The sequence below is a fragment of the Exiguobacterium sp. s141 genome (assembly GCF_018618085.1).
GTDB lineage: Bacteria > Bacillota > Bacilli > Exiguobacteriales > Exiguobacteriaceae > Exiguobacterium > Exiguobacterium mexicanum_A.
In genome coordinates, this window is the sequence record NZ_JACSLJ010000007.1 from 26,562 (window position 1) to 45,759 (window position 19,198).

24 protein-coding genes and 1 pseudogene are annotated in these 19,198 nt (G+C 51.2%); 7 read left to right on the top strand and 18 right to left on the bottom strand.

Going from position 1 to position 19,198, the window contains the following annotated elements; genetic code table 11:
- Positions 1–26: 26 nt before the first annotated feature.
- The 5 genes and pseudogenes from KNP74_RS13180 to KNP74_RS13200 form a co-directional block, all read right to left on the bottom strand.
- Complete coding sequence (locus KNP74_RS13180; RefSeq protein WP_128123883.1) at positions 27–476, bottom strand: WapI family immunity protein; 450 nt, start codon at positions 474–476, stop codon at positions 27–29.
- Positions 477–478: 2 nt separating this feature from the next.
- Positions 479–979 (bottom strand): hypothetical protein, encoded by a 501-nt coding sequence (locus KNP74_RS13185; protein WP_131472855.1) that lies wholly within the window; start codon positions 977–979, stop codon positions 479–481.
- A gap of 92 nt (positions 980–1,071) precedes the next feature.
- On the bottom strand, positions 1,072–1,866 hold the full coding sequence (locus KNP74_RS13190) for an ABC transporter substrate-binding protein (protein WP_251130196.1): 795 nt from the start codon (positions 1,864–1,866) through the stop codon (positions 1,072–1,074).
- Positions 1,867–2,205: 339 nt separating this feature from the next.
- Positions 2,206–3,221 (bottom strand): annotated as a pseudogene (locus KNP74_RS13195) (LacI family DNA-binding transcriptional regulator).
- Positions 3,222–3,367: 146 nt separating this feature from the next.
- Positions 3,368–4,240, bottom strand: coding sequence for a TetR/AcrR family transcriptional regulator (locus KNP74_RS13200; protein WP_214764526.1), 873 nt, complete (start codon positions 4,238–4,240; stop codon positions 3,368–3,370).
- Positions 4,241–4,394: 154 nt separating this feature from the next.
- Here KNP74_RS13200 and KNP74_RS13205 point away from each other — a divergent pair, with 154 nt between their 5' ends.
- Positions 4,395–5,888: an MDR family MFS transporter gene (locus tag KNP74_RS13205; protein ID WP_214764527.1), complete on the top strand. Its 1,494-nt coding sequence runs from the start codon at positions 4,395–4,397 to the stop codon at positions 5,886–5,888.
- Positions 5,889–5,936: 48 nt separating this feature from the next.
- Here the strand turns inward: KNP74_RS13205 and KNP74_RS13210 are convergent, their stop codons facing one another.
- Positions 5,937–6,395, bottom strand: a complete 459-nt coding sequence (locus tag KNP74_RS13210) for a hypothetical protein (protein WP_214764528.1) — start codon at positions 6,393–6,395, stop codon at positions 5,937–5,939.
- A gap of 288 nt (positions 6,396–6,683) precedes the next feature.
- On the opposite strand from KNP74_RS13210, the gene KNP74_RS13215 reads away from it, so the two are divergent.
- A complete protein-coding gene (locus KNP74_RS13215) occupies positions 6,684–7,289 on the top strand; it encodes an SAM-dependent methyltransferase (RefSeq protein ID WP_214764529.1) in 606 nt (201 codons plus the stop codon).
- Between the two features lie 50 nt (positions 7,290–7,339).
- On the opposite strand, the gene KNP74_RS13220 is transcribed toward KNP74_RS13215, so the two are convergent.
- Together KNP74_RS13220 and KNP74_RS13225 are read right to left on the bottom strand one after the other, a co-directional pair.
- On the bottom strand, positions 7,340–8,353 hold the full coding sequence (locus KNP74_RS13220) for an ABC transporter permease (protein ID WP_214709475.1): 1,014 nt from the start codon (positions 8,351–8,353) through the stop codon (positions 7,340–7,342).
- A complete protein-coding gene (locus KNP74_RS13225; protein WP_214764531.1) occupies positions 8,346–9,074 on the bottom strand; it encodes an ABC transporter ATP-binding protein in 729 nt (242 codons plus the stop codon). Before KNP74_RS13225 ends, KNP74_RS13220 begins: the two co-directional genes overlap by 8 nt.
- Before the next feature lie 171 nt (positions 9,075–9,245).
- On the opposite strand from KNP74_RS13225, the gene KNP74_RS13230 reads away from it, so the two are divergent.
- The 4 genes from KNP74_RS13230 (at position 9,246) to KNP74_RS13245 (ending at position 13,042) form a co-directional block, all read left to right on the top strand.
- Positions 9,246–9,848 (top strand): TetR/AcrR family transcriptional regulator, encoded by a 603-nt coding sequence (locus KNP74_RS13230; protein WP_214764532.1) that lies wholly within the window; start codon positions 9,246–9,248, stop codon positions 9,846–9,848.
- Between the two features lie 123 nt (positions 9,849–9,971).
- The gene (locus KNP74_RS13235; RefSeq protein ID WP_214764533.1) at positions 9,972–11,468 is read left to right on the top strand and encodes a phytoene desaturase family protein; all 1,497 of its coding nucleotides are present in this window, start codon (positions 9,972–9,974) and stop codon (positions 11,466–11,468) included.
- A gap of 110 nt (positions 11,469–11,578) precedes the next feature.
- The gene (locus KNP74_RS13240) at positions 11,579–12,304 is read left to right on the top strand and encodes a hypothetical protein (protein ID WP_034781519.1); all 726 of its coding nucleotides are present in this window, start codon (positions 11,579–11,581) and stop codon (positions 12,302–12,304) included.
- Between the two features lie 9 nt (positions 12,305–12,313).
- Positions 12,314–13,042: an ATP-binding cassette domain-containing protein gene (locus KNP74_RS13245; protein ID WP_214764534.1), complete on the top strand. Its 729-nt coding sequence runs from the start codon at positions 12,314–12,316 to the stop codon at positions 13,040–13,042.
- A gap of 245 nt (positions 13,043–13,287) precedes the next feature.
- Here KNP74_RS13245 and KNP74_RS13250 read toward each other — a convergent pair whose 3' ends face one another.
- Genes KNP74_RS13250 through KNP74_RS13260 form a run of 3 tightly spaced genes read right to left on the bottom strand, consistent with a single transcriptional unit; the run spans position 13,288 to position 14,818 of the window.
- A complete protein-coding gene (locus tag KNP74_RS13250) occupies positions 13,288–13,773 on the bottom strand; it encodes a hypothetical protein (protein ID WP_214712113.1) in 486 nt (161 codons plus the stop codon).
- Between the two features lie 15 nt (positions 13,774–13,788).
- Positions 13,789–14,268 carry a hypothetical protein gene (locus KNP74_RS13255; RefSeq protein ID WP_034781511.1) on the bottom strand — a complete coding sequence of 160 codons (480 nt, stop codon included), beginning with the start codon at positions 14,266–14,268 and terminating at the stop codon, positions 13,789–13,791.
- A gap of 58 nt (positions 14,269–14,326) precedes the next feature.
- Positions 14,327–14,818, bottom strand: coding sequence for a hypothetical protein (locus KNP74_RS13260; RefSeq protein WP_214764535.1), 492 nt, complete (start codon positions 14,816–14,818; stop codon positions 14,327–14,329).
- A 78-nt stretch (positions 14,819–14,896) separates the two neighbouring features.
- Here KNP74_RS13260 and KNP74_RS13265 point away from each other — a divergent pair, with 78 nt between their 5' ends.
- Positions 14,897–15,100: a hypothetical protein gene (locus KNP74_RS13265; protein WP_214709453.1), complete on the top strand. Its 204-nt coding sequence runs from the start codon at positions 14,897–14,899 to the stop codon at positions 15,098–15,100.
- On the opposite strand, the gene KNP74_RS13270 is transcribed toward KNP74_RS13265, so the two are convergent.
- From KNP74_RS13270 to KNP74_RS13300, 7 genes are all read right to left on the bottom strand, one after another.
- Entirely contained in the window at positions 15,097–15,570 is a 474-nt protein-coding gene (locus tag KNP74_RS13270; protein ID WP_214764536.1) for a DMT family transporter, read from the bottom strand. The genes KNP74_RS13265 and KNP74_RS13270 overlap by 4 nt on opposite strands.
- A 12-nt stretch (positions 15,571–15,582) precedes the next feature.
- Positions 15,583–16,251, bottom strand: a complete 669-nt coding sequence (locus KNP74_RS13275; RefSeq protein ID WP_214764537.1) for a Crp/Fnr family transcriptional regulator — start codon at positions 16,249–16,251, stop codon at positions 15,583–15,585.
- 6 nt (positions 16,252–16,257) lie between these two features.
- Positions 16,258–16,683, bottom strand: coding sequence for a DMT family transporter (locus tag KNP74_RS13280; RefSeq protein WP_214764538.1), 426 nt, complete (start codon positions 16,681–16,683; stop codon positions 16,258–16,260).
- 15 nt (positions 16,684–16,698) lie between these two features.
- The gene (locus KNP74_RS13285) at positions 16,699–17,637 is read right to left on the bottom strand and encodes a DMT family transporter (RefSeq protein WP_214764540.1); all 939 of its coding nucleotides are present in this window, start codon (positions 17,635–17,637) and stop codon (positions 16,699–16,701) included.
- 113 nt (positions 17,638–17,750) lie between these two features.
- Positions 17,751–18,239 (bottom strand): hypothetical protein, encoded by a 489-nt coding sequence (locus KNP74_RS13290; protein ID WP_214764541.1) that lies wholly within the window; start codon positions 18,237–18,239, stop codon positions 17,751–17,753.
- Positions 18,236–18,691, bottom strand: coding sequence for a hypothetical protein (locus tag KNP74_RS13295; protein ID WP_214764542.1), 456 nt, complete (start codon positions 18,689–18,691; stop codon positions 18,236–18,238). The genes KNP74_RS13290 and KNP74_RS13295 overlap by 4 nt, the downstream gene beginning before the upstream one ends.
- 17 nt (positions 18,692–18,708) lie before the next feature.
- Positions 18,709–19,191, bottom strand: a complete 483-nt coding sequence (locus KNP74_RS13300; protein ID WP_214764543.1) for a hypothetical protein — start codon at positions 19,189–19,191, stop codon at positions 18,709–18,711.
- Positions 19,192–19,198 lie beyond the last annotated feature (7 nt).

Consider the following 19,198-nt stretch of genomic DNA (forward strand, 5'->3'; position numbering starts at 1 on the left):
CTATTCGTAGCGCTGGCTGCTTTCGATTACAGATCTCGAATCGGATATGCGTCGGCGATTGCCTGTAACCCTTCCAAAAAACGCGTCACATTGCTCACAGACGTCTCAAAGGTGAACGCAAGCTCCTCAGATTCCCCTTCAAGCGGATGTTCGACATATCCCTTTACCGTGACCTCATCCCCATCCGTGTCCCTCCTCGTCATCGTCAAGCGGATATACGGTTCTGTCGGTTCGAACTCGACTTCTTGCATGTCACCGGCAACGAACGACTCGAACACCGGTATGTAGTGAGCCACGAGCAGGCTGTCGAGCATGACGTCATCGAATGTGATGCGATGGTCCGGCGTATGAAGCCCGACCCAGTTGCGATGCCAGGCCGCGTCATGGATGTTGTCGGCGTCCGGATAGGCATAGGCGTAGCTTTCAATCGTTACATCACATGACTCATCTCGTGACATCAGTTTGGCGATGGGCATCGTTATCCGTCCTTCCTGAGCGAATAACCGTCAATCTCCTGTAGACGCATCCGTTTCTGATCGACGGCCGCATGGATGATAACCGTCACGCCTGGATTGAGTTCCATCATCTTCTTGATTTTCGTCAAGTCGTCGCCTTTGATCTCGACCGGCAAGACGAACTCGCCTTCCTTCAAGTGAATGAACTTGATTTTTCCTTTGTCGTCATAGCCTGTCACTTCGTACGTCGCATATTCACGTTTCATCAACATCTCCCCTTCTTCCGAATCAATCTCCACACCGAGATCACAAATTTCCCGTTCCCGTTCAATCCGTTTGTCCCGTTCCATCAGTCCTCTCACGCCTAAAAAAGAAGAGAACAACACAATAAAGATCATGAGGACATTCGAATAGACAAACCCATAGAGCAAACCGTACATGAACCAGCACAGCAACGACATCATCATAAGCGTGGTCGTCTTACCCTGTTCCCGCTCTTGATCCGTTCTATGGTGTGACGCCATCATCCGTCCTCCTCTCCATACTTCATACGTTCCCCGCTTGAATCGGTTCCACACAAAAAATCCACCCCTGTAGCGGCAGGGATGGATCCAGCTTACGCCTCGACGCTATCCGCGTGTTTGGCTTTCTGGTCCGCGATGACGCCTGCGTACCATTTCGCGCTGTCTTTCAAGACGCTGTGAAGACCCCATGTCGGGAGGACGTAAGAGAAGACTTGCGTCTCTGTCTCTTTGCCGTCTTCTTTCACTTTAATCGGCTTCGACATCCCTTCGAACCAAGATGGTGACCATTCTGGAGCGAGTGCCGTGTATTGTTTCTCACGAAGCTCCTTCGCGTAGTCCATGTAGTTGATCTTGTCTTCTGTCAAGACGAGTTCGTTCTTGTCGTTTACCCATGCTTCTGGGTTCGCGCCTTGTGAGAACCAACGAATCGCGCCTTCGTCCGGGAACATTTTGTAGCCTTTTTGCTTCATCTTCTCTGCAACTTCGAAGATGCCGTCCATCGAGCTCATCATGTTGCCGATTTCAGCCGGATCGTCCGTACCGAGCACTTCTTTCGCTAAGCTACGTTTGTAGTAGACGCCACCTGGTGTCGTTTGCCACGAAAGCGCGCGCACGTTGCCATCTTTATCTTTCCCGAGGTCGAAGACGTAAGGGATGTAATCGTCTGAGATATCGTCGACGTTATAAGGCTCGTCTGAAAGGTTTTCCCAGTATCCTGCGTCAACCCATTGCTTGAGGAACGCAATCTCGCCTGTGAAGACATCCGGTGCCCCAACGCCGCTTTCGAGTGCTGGCTTGAGTTTTGTCGGATAGTCGGCGATTGGAACGATTGTCAATTCAACTTTGACGCCGTTCTTCTCTTCGTATGTTTTGATTGGCTCTTTCAATTCGTCCGTGAACGACCAAACTTTGAGGACGTCATCTTTTGAACCAGACTCAGAACCTGAAGTTCCTTCGTCGTTTGAGCACGCGCCTAAGACGCCGACTGATAGTGCTCCGATCGAGAGTAAGCTAACTAATTTTTTCGCATGTGTGAACCCATCCTTTTAAGTGTTTTAGAAAGCGTTTACAAGAAGAGGTAATAATTCATCAAAAGCGCTTTCGAAAATAACTAAATAAAATATCGAAAGCGGTTTCGATTCGAGGTAAATGATTTTCGAAATCGCTCTTTCCTCTCCATTCCGCTGAAGCAAACAGAGCGACTTCGAAAGATCATCGTGACCTGTTTACTTTTTGACCGGTGCGCAAGACGCACGTTCAATCAACCGAACTGGGATGACACGACGTTCAGTCCGTCGTTCTTTGGCCGTCATCTGTTCAATCAACAGCTCGGCCGCCGCTTCCCCGATTTCGTCCGTATTTTGACGAATCGTTGTCAGCTTCGGAGTGATGTACTTGATCATCTCGATATCGTCATAGCCGATAATCGAGATGTCTTCTGGCACCCGGAGGCCATGTTCATGAACGGCTTCGATCGCGCCGATGGCCATTTGGTCACCTGCGACGAAGACGGCAATCGGCGGAGATGGGAGTTGCAATAGCTGCTCCATCGCTTGTTTGCCTTCCTCGACCGAGAAGAACCCGGCGTTCACCAAGTATCCTGGTTGAATCGGTAAATCGAGCGCGTGCATGGCAAGCTCATACCCCTTGACCCGGGCCACCCCAGCGTCAATCGACGAATCGCCGGCGATATGTGCGATGGCGCGGTGGCCCAGCCCGTACAAGTACTCGACCGCAAGGCGAGCTCCAGCCGTGTTGTCCGAGTAGACGACGCTACAGTTGGCGCTGTCCATATCGACGACGACAATCGGGATGTCGCTTTGCATGAGTTCTTGTACTTGTTCATCCATTCGGTCCGAGCAAATGACGACAATGCCGTCGACCGCTCGGTGTTTGAAGTGCTCGAGGTAACTCATGTCGCGGTTGCGGAGGTTACGCGAGGCGAAGATTAAATCATATCTGTGTTCCTCGGTGGCGTGACGGAAACTTTCAATAATGCCATTGAAGAACGGATGCTTCATTCCGACTTCGTTCGCCTCTGAGAACATGACGCCGATCGCCCATGACTTCTTTGTCGATAACGACTGTGCGCGTGTGCGTTTGGCAAATAATCCATCTCAGCGGCAGCTTGTAATATTTTGGCTCTCGTCTTTTCGCTGACGTCCTTATAGTTATTCAACGCTTTAGAGACGGTCGTAATCGAAAAGCCCGTCTTTTTCGCTAAATCATAAATCGTACCCATGTCAGTATCCTCTTCCCGAAAGCGCTTTCGGTAACTTGGTTGTAGCGCACGAATTTGTAGGAATCAATTCTTTTTCGTGGAATATTTTGAGATTTATTATCGTACCGTGTTTCTTCTATATTAAGGGATAAAATCATTTTTTGTCGTTAGTGTGTCCGCGTGTATAACCAAACGAGATTCGTGAACTTTTGAACTTCCGTCTCTCCCGTCTCACCTTTGAACAAACGTTGGAACGGTTTCAGCAACTGTTCAAGGACGATTTTCCGGAGCCGGTCTTGATGGAGCTCGTACGTGATTGCTTCGAATAAATCGGCTTGTTCCTCGGTCATCTTCACGTGCTCATGGATGCGCGCCGCCATCCCAATCAACTCATCTTTCGTGACGAGGTTCTTATCCGTCGTCCCCCGCATTTGATCGACAGTGACCGGGTTCAAGATATGTTCTCCGGTGTCGACCATACGCGCAGCCATCAACTCGACGTAGGCGTACAAATTACGAATCAATCGCTGAATCGAGTAGGCCGTGTTCGTGATGCGGAGTGTGAACAGGATATGTTGCAACATCCCGTTGAAGAGCACTGTCAACTCGACCGAATATGGGCGAATCTCTTCCCCGATAATTTCCGTCAGACGCATGGCGAGCCACTCGATCTCATAGACGCGGTGTTGTAGGACGAGCTTTTTTAATTCAGGTTCATTCGCTGACATAATCGAATCGAACAAGGCGTGGAGGTTCCGCTCCTCGTTCAATTGAATGAGAATCGAAATCTGCTCGATAAAGACGTCCTTGTCGCGCTTGTCACGTCCCATCTGCATCTCAATCCGGCGCTGTCCAGCGTCATAGCGCAAGTTCTCGAGAATGTTGGCGACACAGTCCGTCTTCGAGGCGAAGTAGTTATAGAACGTGCCTTTTGAGATGTTGGCCCGTTCGATGATTTCTTGGACCGACGTCTGCTGCACTCCGTTCTCAATGAACAAAGCCATGGCGACGTCAGCAACTTTTCGTTTCTTATCCTTCATATACTGATTGCTCCGTTCTGTCTGGTTTCTGGCTTAAGTATACCATTTTGAACCAACAGTACAAAATGGTTGATTTATTTGTACGGTGGGTATAAAATCACTACATCGACACTTACTAGTATATAACTATTCAGAACATAAAGGAGCAACTCGTATGAAACCAGAATTCCAAAAGAAACCGCCGTATCTCATGCTCGCGGTTCTCTTTGCAGGGGCGTTCATCGCCTTCCTCAACAACTCATTATTAAACGTCGCGCTCCCATCGATCATGGTCGACTTAGAAATCGCCGACTACTCGACGGTCCAATGGCTCGCGACGGGCTTCATGCTCGTGACGGGTGTCCTCGTCCCAGCATCGGCCTACTTGATCACCCGGTTCTCGAACCGTGGTCTCTTCATCACGTCGATGGCGATTTTCGCTCTCGGGACGGCCATCGCCGCTTTCTCTCCGAACTTCGGTGCCTTACTCGCCGGTCGGATGATTCAAGCGGTCGGGGCGTCGACGATGGGACCGCTCTTGATGAACGTCATGCTCGTCAGTTTCCCGCGTGAAAAACGCGGAACGGCGATGGGGATTTTCGGTCTCGTCATGATTTCAGCACCAGCAATCGGTCCGACACTCTCGGGCTACATCGTCGAATACTACGACTGGCGCGTCTTGTTCGAGATGATTCTCCCGCTCGCCATCATCGGCCTCGGTCTTGCCATTTGGAAAGCCGAGAACGTCATGGTCCAAAATAAAGAGCAATCGCTCGATTACTTGTCACTCGTCTTATCGACGCTCGGGTTCGGTGGCGTCTTGTACGGTGTCAGCTCAGCGAGTTCAGATGGCTGGGATAACCCAATCGTCTTGACAACGATGATTGTCGGGTTCGTCGCATTGATTGCCTTCGTCATCCGTCAGCTCAACATGGAGAAGCCGCTGCTCGACCTTCGGGCGTACAAATACCCGATGTTCGCGCTCGCCTCAATCATCGCGATCGTCAACGCCGTCGCCATGTTCTCCGGAATGATTTTGACACCGGCCTACGTACAGAGTGTCCGTGGCATCTCGCCGCTCGACTCTGGGCTCATGTTGTTACCGGGTGCGATCATTATGGGGATCATGTCCCCGATCACAGGGAAACTGTTCGATAAGTTCGGACCGAAGTTACTCTCAATCACGGGTCTCACGATTACCGCGATCTCAACGTACATGCTTGCCAACGTCCAACTCGATTCGACGTACACGTACATCGTGACGACGTACACGCTTCGTATGTTCGGGATGTCGATGGTCATGATGCCGATCATGACGAACGGTCTCAACCAGTTGCCGACAAGCCTCAACCCGCACGGAACGGCCATCAACAACACGGCCCAACAAGTATCCGGTGCAATCGGGACGGCAGTCCTCGTGACGATCATGAACTCGGTGACGAAAACAGAAGCCGAGTCGCTCATGACCGGCGTCGACCCAGCGACACTCACCGAGAGTGCGATGGGCGCGTTGACACAACAAGCGCTTCTGTCAGGCATCCAGTATTCGTTCTACGTGGCACTTGGAATGAACCTACTTGCGCTTGTACTGGCATTTTTCGTAAAACGGGTTGATGTTAAAAAACTTGATTTCAAAGAAGAGACAGCAGAACTCAAAAAAGCGAATTAATGAATACAACAAGCCGTCCTGTGCGAACAGGGCGGCTTGTTTTCTCGGTTATCCTTTTGTGAAACTCAAATCATGCCGACTCGGATGCTCCAGGTCGATCTGTCGAATCTTCCGCTCGTAATGTATCGTCGTGGCTGCCTGTGCAGCAATCGCACCAAAGAAAATGACGAGCCACAAAAGCAAGTTTGACTGCATGTCGTTCTTAAATAAGAAGTAGAATCCAATCGCCCCGAACAACGAGACGGCGTTGCGGCCAACGTACGTGCGACGAATGAACTTCTGAACGGTCCGTTCGTCCGTCAACCGTTGCATGAATCGGCTCTCGCGCCATTCTAGATAGATTAACACAACGAGCGCCGCTAAGAAGGCGATTCCATAACCTGTTTGAAACTCATTCATGACCAATAGCGCAAATGAGAGACCGACCGCGATGACGACCGATACGTGCAAGGGCATCCATCTTTTTTGATACAGTTGAATCGTCCGGATCCGTGCTTGTTTCTCCATTCGTAATCACCTCACTTCTATCTTACGTAAGAAAACTGGTTTTTGTTCCCTTTTTTAAGGATTTAGATTATTCTGATTAGAGGAAGATATTGAATGTAGGGGTGAAGGATAGTGACTTGCAACCAAATACGATTGTTTAGCGGACTCGCACTTCTCGTGACGGGCGTCGCTTTACTACTTAAACGTTAACAAGCATTCGGGGCATCTGCCCGAATGCTTTTTTCATGTAAACTGAAAGAACAAACTTGAGGACGTATAAGCTCTACGTCCGTTAAGGAGGAATAGTGCATGTCAACATGGGACAAGCGGTTCAATACGGATGAGTATGTATATGGGGAAGCCCCGAATGCCTTTGTGAAGCAACAGGCACATCTGTTCAAACGAGGGATGCGCGTGCTCGCGATCGCCGAAGGGGAAGGTCGAAACGCGGTTTGGCTCGCAGAACAAGGAGTCAATGTGGACATGTGGGACTATTCGCAAGTCGGTCTCGACAAAGCAAACCGGTTAGCGGAACGTCGCGGGGTCACTCTTCATACTCGTCTCGTCGATTTGGCTGAGGCCGATTGGCCGATAGACACCTATGACGCGATCGTCTGTATTTACGGACATTTCCCCGACAACGTGAAAAAGTCCGTCTTGGAAGGCGTCAAGCGGGCCTTAAAACCAGGTGGTTATTTTGTGACGGAAGTCTACAGTGAGGCGCAACTCGATTACGGGACGGGCGGTCCGAAACAAAAAGAACTGCTATATGCGCCCGCTGACTTCTCCACATTAACGGATTCATTCAAAACGATTCACTTTTTCGACGGGACCGTGGAACGGTATGAAGGCGTGCTCCATAACGGCGAATCGGCGGTCTTGCAATACATCGGTCAAAAAGCAAGCACCCTATAAATAAACGAAAACCGACTCGCTAACCACGAGTCGGTTTTGTCATTGTGACATCAATGCCCCCGATACTTTCCAAGCGCACGCATATTCAACAAGTAGAGCACACCAGCGTAAACGATCAAGCCAAGTACATACCCCCAAATGCCGGCGAAACCACTACCGTACACCATCACTTCTTTGATCGCCGTCGCCCCGTAAAAGATTGGCATGACATAGCTCAAGTTGCCGAGGCCGTATGGAATCAAGTCGAGCGGGATCAACCCTGAGAAAAACACTTGCGGGATGATCGTGAACGGGATCATCTGGACGACTTGGAGCTCAGAACGGGCGAACACCGAAATCGTCGCGCCGAACAAGACGGCTGTCCCGGCCATGAGAATCATCACGAGAAACACCCAGCCGATATTGCCGAGCGATGTCAGCCCGAGCACGTAAATCGTATAGAGGACGATGAAGACGGACTGGACGACCGCGAACACGCCATAGCCGAGCGTATACCCTAGAATGACCTGGCCACGTTTGATTGGTGTCATCAGGAGCCGTTCGAGCGTGCCGCCGCTCCGTTCTTTGACGAGCGCCATCGCCGATAGAATGAAGACGAAGAAGAACGAGAACAGTGACAAGAACACGTAGCCGAACGAGTCGAACGTCGATTGGCCTTCTTCCCCGTATACATAGTTCATCTCGATATCAGCCGCCGGATTCAACGCCGACAACGCCGTTTGAATCTCTCGCACCGCCTTCGACGACTTCGTCGACGGTTCTCGGAGCGTGATTGTCGTCCCTTCCTGCGTCGCTTCAAAGATCGCATCGATGTCCTTATTGTCTTCCAAGTATCCGAACGGGTCGTCGACCGTGTCCAACCGGACGTCGAGCGTCTCGGCTTCGAACGCCTCGACGAGTTGCGTTTGTGCGTTCTCATCAAGCACGACGACCGGCACGTAATCCGAGTCACCGAGGAGGAAGTAAACGAGCGTCAAAATCAAGAGTGGTGCGATTAAAATCAAGGCGACACTCCGCTTATCGTTGAGCGTCTGAAAAATGACGCGTTTCGCCAAGTTACGCACGATCCATCCCTCCTTCTCGACCGGCGATGAGGAATAGTTCCTCGACACGACCGTTCTCCGTCTGGTCCAACAGGTGCGGGACGGTATCGTAAGCGATCAAACGGCCGTTATAGATGAGCGCGGCCCGGTCACATTCGAGTACCTCGTCCATGACGTGCGTCGAGACGATGATCGTCGTCCCGTTCGCCCGAATCGCTTGAAACTGATCCCAAATCTGCCGGCGCAAAATCGGGTCGATTCCGACCGTCGGCTCGTCTAAAAATAAGACGTCGGGTTGATGGAGGATGGCAATCGCAAGCGAGAGCCGTTTTTTCATCCCGCCCGAGAAGTTACGGACGAGCTTTTTGCGGTCGTCCATCAAATCGACGAGCGTGAGCACTTCCGTGATGCGTTGTTGGAGCTTCGTTTTACCGAGTTTATAGATCGAGCCAAAAAACTCCAAGTTCGCCTCGGCCGACAAGTCGTCATACAATCCGTCGTTCTGGGGCATGAAGCCGATATTGTGGAGCATGCCCATGTTCGGCATCTTTGTTTCGCCGATGCGAATCGAACCTTTGTCCGCGGCCAAGGCACCGATCATCAGCCGAATGAGCGTCGTCTTTCCCGAACCGGACGGGCCGAGCAAGCAACAAATGTCGCCTGAGTTGATGGTAAAGCCGACATGGTCGATGGCCAATTGGTCACCGAACGATTTACTGATGTCGTTCAGTTGAATATCCATATTCATTCTCCTTTTCGATGCCTTGTTCGAGTACACTGAATTAATAGACACCGTGTTGGTTTATAGGTTCAGTATAGACCTCAGTCGACGGCCCAACAATCGGCAATATCGGCCATCGTGTCGGTTATCAGACAGTTTTCACTCAAGTGTTGGATAAAGGAGAATATTCAGATGGGACATGAAGATTTACGCATCACACGAACGAAACAATTGATTAAAAGCGCCTTCCTCGAATTGATTGACGAGCATGGGTTCGAGGCGGTCACCGTGAAAGCGATCACCGAACGGGCCGGTATCAATCGGGGCACGTTCTACAGTCACTATGTGGATAAGTTCGACTTGATGGAGAAGTCGATTGAAGCGATTTTCCATGAGGCCGAACTTAAACTCGTCAAAAACCTCCCTCACGTCTTCGGTGAAGAGCGCGGCGAATCATCCTATCAACTGCTCGTCCCGTTCATCCGTTTCATCGAAGACAATAAAATCTTGATGAAACCGCTCCTCAGACCGAACGGGGACCCGCAGTTCCAGGTCCGGCTCCGGTCGTACATGCATGCGGCGCTGTTCCATCGTTCCCTGACGGTCTTGTTCGACGAGACGAAGGCGCTCGTGCCGGCCGATTATTTAGTGTCTTACATCTCATCGGCCCATATGGGTGTCATTTACGAATGGCTCTATAGCGACCGTCCCGACACGGCCGAGGATATTGCCCGCATCATCTATACGATCACGTTCGAAGGGCCGCTCGTCGCGGGTGGTCTCCGTGCACATTGAAACTTTTACCGTTCCCTCCTGTACGTTAATATTTGGATAAAATACTTCTCAAATGGGTATGTATACGGAGAAGAATGTCTTTGGTTCATAAAAATTAACTGGTGACAGAAGGGCGGCTCGTCTATGCAAAACGTGAACAAGTCTGTGATTGTGATCGGTGGAGGTCTCGGAGGGATATCAGCGGCCATCTCGCTCGCTCAAAAAGGGTATGACGTCTCCTTGTACGAAAAGAACGACCACATCGGCGGGAAAGTGAATCGGCTTGAACAGGACGGGTTCGGCTTCGATCTCGGCCCCTCAATTTTAACGATGCCGCAGATTTTCGAGAAACTGTTCGCAGGCAGCGGTAAGCGGATGGAAGACTATGTGCCAACTAAACGGCTCGACCTCGAGTGGCGCTCATTCTTCCCGGATGGCACCGTACTTGATCTCTATCATGATTTGGACAAGATGGAGCGCGCTAACCCGACGCTGTCGCGGAAAGACATGCGTGAGTATCGAGAGTTGTTGAAGTATGCCCAGCGTATCTATAAGACGACGGAGAAGAGTTATTTGAAGGAAGGGTTCGAGTCGCCGCGCGAAGCGGTGGCACAGACCGGTCTTTTCTCGACGTTGTTCGGCTTCGATTTAACGTCAACGATGTACGACGGGATTGCCAAACGAATCAGCAACCCGCATTTGCGGACGATGCTGTCGTATTACGTGAAATACGTCGGCTCATCCCCGTACAGCGCTCCGGCCGTCCTTAACATGATGATTTACATGCAGCACGCACAAGGCTGCTGGTATATCGAAGGCGGGACGCATAAACTCGCTGAAGGATTGACACGTCTCGCGGAAGAGATCGGTGTGAAGCTCCATACCGGTCAAGGCGTTGTCCGGGCGCATACGCTGAACGGGCAACTGACGGCGATCGAGCTCGAGGACGGACGGCTACGCTCGGCCGACTATTTCGTCTCCAACATGGAAGTCATCCCGTTCTATCAAAAGATGGTCGAGGCGGATGAACAATTCGTCGACAAGCTCGTCGAAAAGTATGAACCGGCCAGCTCCGGCTTCGTGCTACACCTCGGGGTGAACAAAGAGTACCCGGCCCTCGGCCACCACAACTTCTTCTTCTCGGAGAACTTGCATGAACAGATGGATAAGATTTTCGAGCAGCACGAGTTGCCGGACGACCCCACGATTTACTTGGTGAACGTCAATAAGACCGACCCGACACAGGCACCGCCCGGGCACGAGAACATTAAAATCTTGCCGCATATCCCGTATATCCAAGACGAGCCGTTCACTCCTGAACAGTATGCCGCCTTTGAAGAGCGCGTCCTCGATAAGCTCGAGCGCATGGGCTTGGACGGTTTGCGCGAACATACGGTGACGCGCGACGTCTGGACGCCGCATGATATCGAGCGCACGTACGGCTCGGACCGGGGCGCGATTTATGGGACCGTCGCCGATAAGAAGCAGAACGGCGGCTTTAAGCACAAGAAGCAGAGTGAACTGTACGACAACCTCTACTTCGTCGGTGGCACGGTCAATCCCGGCGGCGGCATGCCGATGGTGACACTGAGCGGCCAGCAAGTGAGTGATAAGATTGCGAAACGTGACAAAGTGAAATGATTTTCTTCAATCCCTCATTCGATGTGAGGGATTATTTTTTTGAAACTTTTTCCAATCATCTTCCGTATATTGTGCTACGATACAACAATCAAACCAAGCGGAGGAACAGGATGCATCAAATCACAAGTTATTTCTTTATGTATGCCAAAGTTGTCGTCACCGATAAAATTCCATTCATCTGGACGCTCGGGATCCCACTCATTATCGCCTTGACGCAGTCGTTTTCAGATATCCGCCAAGCGACGACAGCGGAATACTACCCAGGGCTCTCTTATTTCTGGGTGTATATTATTCTTGCTACATATGTGAACGGTGTCGGTATAGAACTCGCTCGAATGCGCGAATATGGACTGATGAAAACGTACGTGATGATTTCCGGGAACAAACTGACGTATGTCATCGCCGTCATCTTAGCACAGCTATTATTCGCCTCCATCAGCCTGCTTTTATTCACAACGGTCGTCACACTGGTACACGGGTTCTTCTCGTTCAAGTTGATTGCAACGTCTCTACTCGTATTGATCGGGAGTATCCCGTTCGCGGTTGCTAGTGTCGCCATCACGGCACTTCCAGTGAAAGTATCGAGTCTCGGGACGTTCGCGAACATTCTGATGTTTCCGCTCTTTTTATTGGCAATCAACTCACCTGATCAATGGTTCAGCTTCCTCAACCCGTTCTACGCGCTCCATGAATTCGCGCTCGGATTGCTGCACCTGACTACTCAAGTCGAACTCTCGTTTGGAGTATGGGCGACATTCCTTTCCGTACTCGGTTACTTCATCATCGGTGCGATTGCGTTGAAACGCTTCAGTCTCGTCTCACTCATCACACGCTAGGAGGTTCTTATGCACGTACACCAACTTACTTATCACTATCCGAAAGCGAAACGTCCCGTGCTCGACGGTGTCTCGTTCACACTGCAACCGAATAAGCTAAATGTCTTGATCGGACAAAACGGTGCCGGGAAGACGACACTCTTTGATTGTATGACCGGGACACTTTCAGTCGACAAAGAATCACTTGAACTCGTCCCGACGGCGGACATGTTGTATTTGACACAACTCATGTATAACCATCATGAGTTGACCGGAAAAGACCTCGCCTACTTTATCGGACGGTTATCCAAACGTCCCGATTTCAAAAAACTCGAGTCGTATGTGAACGGACTCTCGACCGCACGAGAGCAAGAATTGTTCGAACACTTATGGAAGATGAAACTCGGGAAAATGTCTGTCGGGGAGCGGAAATGGTTGTTCGTGACGTTACTCTCCTCGGTCAAGCGCTCCCTTTATCTGTTCGACGAACCGACAAGCGGGGTCGACCCGGCATCGCGGATCCACATCATGCGGCGGTTGCACCGTCTCGTCCAAGACGGACGGACGTGCCTCATCTCGACGCATCAGCTACATGACCTCTCGCAATTTGACGCACATGTCATCTTCCTCCACGCGGGACGTGTGTTATACGAAGGCGACTTCCAAGACTGGTTGCGCGCCTCCGGGACGACCGACCCGGACGAGGCGTTCGTCGCGATGGTCGAAGGAACGACGAATGATGTGGCGGTGACTCGATGACCGATTCATTTTGGGAACGACACCGCTTCAAGTTCTATACGATTGGCATGGTCATCTGCGGAATATTGGTGGGCATGTTTTCATAAGAAAAAGCATCTGACGTCGTGTCAGATGCTTCTTTTAGTTGCCTGAACTCGATTTTCCGATAATCAGCTTCAATACAAGAATGACTCCGCCTAACATGACAGCAAAGGTACCAAGCGACCAGAGCATGTCAAACACTCGTAGATCCATCGTCTTCCTCCTTATTTGAGCTGACGTTTCGCTTCATCGCGATGCGCCGTCCGCAGCTCATGATTCGTCACGTGCTCCGGGTCAATCAACTCGATTTTCCGGTTCACCCATACCGATAAGAAGATGAATGGGATAAACAAGGCGAGCAACATAATGGCGAAGATGACGAGTGACCCTTCAATCGCCCAAGCGATGGCGATGAAGACCCCAAGCAAGATGACGTTCGCGAGCACGATGCCGAACTCGAGTCGCACGAACTTTTGATAGCGCGCGTCGTCATTGAATGTGAGCAGCAACTTCATCCGATGCCATGCCCGATAGAGACTTGGCAGCTGCGTCGCCATGATGATGATGGCGAACGTCGTGAGGGTGATGTCTTGGGTAAAGATGAAGTAAAAGGCGATCCCTAAAATTGCGAACGTGAGCAAGAGCGCCGTCCGGTTCACCTTTCGGTCGTTCTCGACCATTTGTTTCAGTCGTTCATTTTTATTAACCATAGTTAGGTACTCCCATCATGATGACTTTCGTTTTTCGCGCTCGAGTTGCGCCTTGCCGAGCTCCGTCGCGGTCACATGCTCCGGGTCAATCGTTTTCAACTCACGGTCGATGCGAATCCCAAGCGCCAAGAACGTGATCAGACCGACGATAACGACGATGACGAGCGTGAGTAGCGTGATCCATCCGAGCATCGAGCTCGCAATCAACAATAAAAGAAACACGATGTTCCCGACGGCCAAACCGAATTCGGACCGGACTTTCTGTTGGTAGCGAGCGTCGTCGTTGAAGGTGAGCAGCAACTTCATCCGATGCCACCCTTTATACAGCACGGGTAGCTGTCCGACCAAGATGATCGGCAATAGCAAGAGGACGTCCGTCGCCCAAAAATAGATGATGAACAGTGCGATGATTCCTATCGTCGGGTACAACATTTGTTTTTGTCGCTTTCGATCGTTCTCCATCATGCGTTCAAGTCTTATGTTATGGTCAACCATCCAATCCCCCTAATCAAATCTCGTTACCTTCTTTTACGAAAGAAGAAGGTAACAGGTTTCACATTTTGTCCCACCCTCTCTTCAACCGTTCCCGTTTCGTAAATCCAATCAAGCTATCCGTGACATGCTCGTGATCGATCCGAAGCAAGCGGGTATCGAGCCATGTCTCAACCACCAACATGCCTGCAATCAACATCGCTGACAGTCCACTGAATACCGGCAATGCGAAGTATCCGGATACATACCCGCCCATCAAACCGAGCATGACCCATAACATCGCAATCGCGATGACGCCTTTCGCCCGGATCAATTGTTGGTAGGATCGATTTTCATTGAACGTCACGGATACACGCGTCTTCTGCCACGCTACGCGACTGAGCGGGACAGCCGTCATCATCAAAAAGACGAACATCGCAAGCATTGGCAATGATGCATTGGTATAGATCCACCACCCCAGTCCTAGCCCTGCCGCGGCGGCCCATAACAAGTTAAACGCACCTTTTTTGGGAAGCATATATAACTGCTCGATTCGTTCTTCTCGTGTCACCATAATCTGTTCCTCCTTGAAACCAATTCGGACCGTTCACCGTATATACGAATAGCATACCAATAATTAGGAGGTATTTCGATGGATATTCTCATTTTAGCCATCCTGCTCGGCATCGTCTTCTTTATTGTGACCCGCTCTTATACCATCTATCCGTCATCGTTCGGAGACCGTTCCCCCGTTCAACCAAGCGCCTCGCTCACGACAAAATGCCCGCATTGCCAAACCGTCGTCAAACGGCAGGAACACGGGCAAACTTGTTCAACTTGTCGGAAATCGTTTTAGACGACTTGCTTTGCTTTTTGGTGGACCGTCTCTTTTTCCCCACTCAACTGGAACAACAGCACCCCGCCGACAATCAACACGATGCCAAGCGCTGTCTTCCACGTGAACGGGATGGCTTCGAGCCCGAACCAGCCGAGCGTGTCCCAGAGGAGCGCGAATAGGATTTGCGACACCATGACGATTGAGATGGCATGGCTCGGTCCGAGCTGTTGGACGCCTTGCGTCACACTCATGACGACGCCGACCCCGATGATGCCGCTGAACCAGTACCACGTCTCCATCCCCGTGACGGCGAACAGACCCATTCCTTCACTGATCAATCCGACGAGTAGCGATGCCAGGAAACCGAGGGCGAGCACGAGCGTCGTCGTCGCCCACGCCCCGACCTGTTCTTTCACTTTGGCGTTAAACGTATTCTGCACACAGACGAGCATGCCGCCCATGACCGCGAGCATCATCCCAAGTGCCATGATGTGTCCTCCTCATTCATAAATACTTTCCCCAGCAACAGCAATCAGCCCGGCGCGATCAATGATTGCAATCGACCGACGATCCCGTTCAATCAATCCTTGCTCGACGAACCGCTTGAGTGTCCGGTTGACGTGGCGATAACTCGTCCCAATCAAATCGGCGATATCGGTCAACTCATCGACGGTCGACCCGAGCGTCGTCTCTTCCGGTGTCATCGACAACAGATAGCTTGCGAGTCGCACGTCGACCGGATAGAACAAGTTGAAACTCAGCGATTGCGACTTCATCTCAAACTTCTTCGTGATGCCTTCGAGCAAATAATGCAACCACGTGACATCGTCTTTGGCGTGACGCGCGAGGTCCTCGAAGCGGACGACGATCATCTCGACCGGCGTGACCGCCTCGACCGTGTTCAAGAACGGTGTACGTCGGACGTACTCGATGTCGCCAATCAAATCGAGCGGATATTTGAACGACAAGACGAGCCGCTTCCCGGCCGCTGACGTGTGGGCCACCCGAATCTTTCCACTGACGAGAAAGTGGAGTTGTTCGGCCTTAGCGCCTTGTGTGCAAATCGCCTCCCCTGTCGCGTAACGGACGATCTTAAGTTGAGGTCGAACGGCTAATGGGAGCACCCCATCCAACCCATACCGCTTCATGTAACGGTCAATCTGTTCCATCACACGTCATCCTTTCAATACGAGAATCCCGACAATCATCATGACGACCCCGAGCAGTTGCGTCCGGTTCAAGTCACGGCGCAACATCCCGAACCAGCCGCGCCAGTCGATGACAAGTGCGAGGGCAAGCTGGGCGATGAGAAACAATGAAATCGTCAACGTGACGCCGAGTTCATGCACGGCCGTCATATTGCTGAACAAGATGAACGCGGCGAACGCGCCCCCTGACAAATAGCGCGGCTCGACGCGACGCATGTGGACGTACGTCCGATCGCGAACGAGAAGCATAATCATGAGCGCAACGACGAAGCCCGTCAATTGCGTCAACGTCGCAGCTTGCCACGTCCCGATACTCGAACTGATGCGAGCGTTGGCGACGCTCTGTAGCGTTAAAAAGAAGCCGCCACTGATGGCGAACAGTACTCCGCGCATGATGTCTCTCCTCCCTTATGACAATCGAATCAGCATGATCCCGATGACCATGACGAGTAAACTGACGAGTTGTATCCCAGTGATCGGGTTCTTCGCAGCACCAAACCAACCGAAGCGGTCGATGAGCAAACTCCCGCTTAGCAAGCCGACAATGACGATGACGACAGTGATTCCGGTCCCGACCATTGGTACGATTAAGACGTTCCCACCGATGAACAGTGCCCCGATGATACCACCGAGCCAAATCCACCACGGCTGACCGCGTAGTCCGCGCCATTCGACGCTCGGCCGCAAGACGAGCAAGATAAGCAGTAACGTGACCGTCCCGACGACGAACGAGACGAGCGCCCCTTTCAAAGCTGATTCGAGCACCGTTCCTAAATAACCGTTGATGGCCGTCTGTGTCGCACTCATCATCCCGGTCCCGATTCCGACGAGACGCCAAGCGTTCAAATTGCCCGTTCCTGTCTGCGACGAGGCGATCAGTTTGCCGCGACGACGATTAATCCAGTCCGTGAGCGCGACCGTCCCGACGACGCCGAGCAACACGAGCAGAGCCCCGAATACGCGCCACGGCGTGAGGACGTTGACGGCTGAGTTGAACCAACCGAAGTGGTCAATCAACAGCCCCATCAAAATCTGTCCAAAGATCGGCATGATGACGGTCTGGACACTACCGAGTCTCGGGAACAGCAAAATGTTCCCCGTTAAAAAGATGACCCCCAACAAACCACCCGACCACATCCAAAGCGGTTCTCCTTGGAAAATGGATGATTCGATCCCGAATGACTGCCCGGTGAGCAGTAACGTGAGCGTTAAAAAGGTCGTCCCGATCGCAAATGACAGGAACGACGCGACAAACGGTGACCCGACGATGGTGCGCAGACGCGAGTTCACGCTCGTCTGCATCGGTAACAAAATCCCGATGACGAGTCCAATAACAATGGCTAACATTTTCTCTTCCTCGATTCTCTCTATATACTGTTGTACGTGTTAAGCTTACTCCCCACACACTTTAGCATAAAGGACCGATGTCCTGAAATGTGAAAAAAGACGAGTTCCGACTATCAGTAACTCGTCTTTTGGTGTGTATGGCGCTCAGTTTTCGCTTCGTTGAACATCCGATTCGTGACGTGGTGTGTATCAAACGTCAGCACCACTCGGTTGACCATGTATGGGAACAGCAAACCGCCGATCATGCCACCCGACAAGATGGTCACTAGTGTCCAAATGTTAATGACGCCAGTATGATAACAAGCTAGCGCACAGAGAACAATGAGAAATGCGAACCACTGCACGGCATAATCTGCATACACCCAGCGCCGATACCGAGACTCGGGATTGAAACTGAGCAACAGTTTCGTCTTCCTCCATTCGACGCACAGTTGCGGCAAGTACAGCGCGAACACGATCAATGGTAAGTAAATCGATGTCTGATAAGAGATGAACGCGACGACGATGAGGTTGAAGAAGAGGCCCCAATAGCGCCAGTGCCACGTCGCATCGTCGTGTGTGAGCAATAAATCAATCCGTTCTTGTTTCGTCAACATCTTCATAGCAATCCACTCGCCGTTGCCAATTCAGAGCGGACCGGTTGAGCTGCATCTGCGCTTTGAACAGTTTCATTGAAGCGTTTATACAGAATCGGCAATAGGAAGGAAATCCCAATGACGAGAATCCACGTCCACCAAGGGGCCACCAGTTTATAACTCGCCACGCTACCGACGATGAAGACGTACCATCCGCTTAAAATTCGATAGACATTCCGCGTTGCCATTCGTGCTCCGCTTTGATCAGATAGACGAGCAAACGTCTCCCCTTCTTTCAGCAAATACACGATTGAACCGCTGGCGAACAAACCCATCAATCCTAAGCCAACCCACCAAATATGATCCGCGAGCAACGTGACAAATAAAAGTCCAGGTACGGGCGCGAACATCACGTCTCGTCGCCGCTTCCTTTGCTCACGGTATCGATTCATTTCGTCAATCCGTTGTTGTTTCGTCATACGATTCCATTCCTTTTCTAATCATTTATCCCGTCAAGACGACGTTTTAACTTCTCGCGATTGGCTTTGGCCAGCATGTTCGACGTGACGTGTTCCGGGTCGAGTTTGAGCAGTTTTCGATCGATCCACAGCGGTAACAAGACTGAAGGTGGTGCCCCGATGGCCACCGCCCACATCAACACGTCCGGATGGATCTGTCCCGTTAAAAACAGGGCAATCAGACTGAACAATAAGATGAACGTGAAAACGAGTAAAGAAAACTGTAGCTTAATGAGACGGCGATACGTCCAGTCATCATTGAACCGAAGATAGAGGACGGTTTGTTTCCATTCGAAAAACAACGTCGGGATGAGACTAACCACCGCAATCACGCCAGAATAAGTCGTATGCATCATGAAATAGAGCGCACTCACAAAGATGACGACACTGCTCCCAATCATAAAACGACGATACGTCGTATTGATTTGTAACAACGCTTCAGTCCGGGCTTCCCTATTCATCGAGTAC

What these genes read in the sequence shown, in the direction of transcription:
- KNP74_RS13260 (WP_214764535.1), bottom strand. Translation starts at nt 14,818, where the DNA reads ATGGTGACACGAGAAGAACGAATCGAGCAGTTATATATGCTTCCCAAA.
- KNP74_RS13300 (WP_214764543.1), bottom strand. Translation starts at nt 19,191, where the DNA reads ATGAATAGGGAAGCCCGGACTGAAGCGTTGTTACAAATCAATACGACG.
- KNP74_RS13240 (WP_034781519.1), top strand. Translation starts at nt 11,579, where the DNA reads ATGCATCAAATCACAAGTTATTTCTTTATGTATGCCAAAGTTGTCGTC.
- KNP74_RS13295 (WP_214764542.1), bottom strand. Translation starts at nt 18,691, where the DNA reads ATGACGAAACAACAACGGATTGACGAAATGAATCGATACCGTGAGCAA.
- KNP74_RS13210 (WP_214764528.1), bottom strand. Translation starts at nt 6,395, where the DNA reads ATGGAGAAACAAGCACGGATCCGGACGATTCAACTGTATCAAAAAAGA.
- KNP74_RS13180 (WP_128123883.1), bottom strand. Translation starts at nt 476, where the DNA reads ATGCCCATCGCCAAACTGATGTCACGAGATGAGTCATGTGATGTAACG.
- KNP74_RS13270 (WP_214764536.1), bottom strand. Translation starts at nt 15,570, where the DNA reads ATGGCACTTGGGATGATGCTCGCGGTCATGGGCGGCATGCTCGTCTGT.
- KNP74_RS13285 (WP_214764540.1), bottom strand. Translation starts at nt 17,637, where the DNA reads ATGTTAGCCATTGTTATTGGACTCGTCATCGGGATTTTGTTACCGATG.
- KNP74_RS13290 (WP_214764541.1), bottom strand. Translation starts at nt 18,239, where the DNA reads ATGAAGATGTTGACGAAACAAGAACGGATTGATTTATTGCTCACACAC.
- KNP74_RS13235 (WP_214764533.1), top strand. Translation starts at nt 9,972, where the DNA reads ATGCAAAACGTGAACAAGTCTGTGATTGTGATCGGTGGAGGTCTCGGA.
- KNP74_RS13200 (WP_214764526.1), bottom strand. Translation starts at nt 4,240, where the DNA reads ATGAAGGATAAGAAACGAAAAGTTGCTGACGTCGCCATGGCTTTGTTC.
- KNP74_RS13275 (WP_214764537.1), bottom strand. Translation starts at nt 16,251, where the DNA reads ATGGAACAGATTGACCGTTACATGAAGCGGTATGGGTTGGATGGGGTG.
- KNP74_RS13225 (WP_214764531.1), bottom strand. Translation starts at nt 9,074, where the DNA reads ATGGATATTCAACTGAACGACATCAGTAAATCGTTCGGTGACCAATTG.
- KNP74_RS13280 (WP_214764538.1), bottom strand. Translation starts at nt 16,683, where the DNA reads ATGCGCGGAGTACTGTTCGCCATCAGTGGCGGCTTCTTTTTAACGCTA.
- KNP74_RS13245 (WP_214764534.1), top strand. Translation starts at nt 12,314, where the DNA reads ATGCACGTACACCAACTTACTTATCACTATCCGAAAGCGAAACGTCCC.
- KNP74_RS13250 (WP_214712113.1), bottom strand. Translation starts at nt 13,773, where the DNA reads ATGGTTAATAAAAATGAACGACTGAAACAAATGGTCGAGAACGACCGA.
- KNP74_RS13265 (WP_214709453.1), top strand. Translation starts at nt 14,897, where the DNA reads ATGGATATTCTCATTTTAGCCATCCTGCTCGGCATCGTCTTCTTTATT.
- KNP74_RS13185 (WP_131472855.1), bottom strand. Translation starts at nt 979, where the DNA reads ATGGCGTCACACCATAGAACGGATCAAGAGCGGGAACAGGGTAAGACG.
- KNP74_RS13205 (WP_214764527.1), top strand. Translation starts at nt 4,395, where the DNA reads ATGAAACCAGAATTCCAAAAGAAACCGCCGTATCTCATGCTCGCGGTT.
- KNP74_RS13230 (WP_214764532.1), top strand. Translation starts at nt 9,246, where the DNA reads ATGGGACATGAAGATTTACGCATCACACGAACGAAACAATTGATTAAA.
- KNP74_RS13215 (WP_214764529.1), top strand. Translation starts at nt 6,684, where the DNA reads ATGTCAACATGGGACAAGCGGTTCAATACGGATGAGTATGTATATGGG.
- KNP74_RS13255 (WP_034781511.1), bottom strand. Translation starts at nt 14,268, where the DNA reads ATGGTTGACCATAACATAAGACTTGAACGCATGATGGAGAACGATCGA.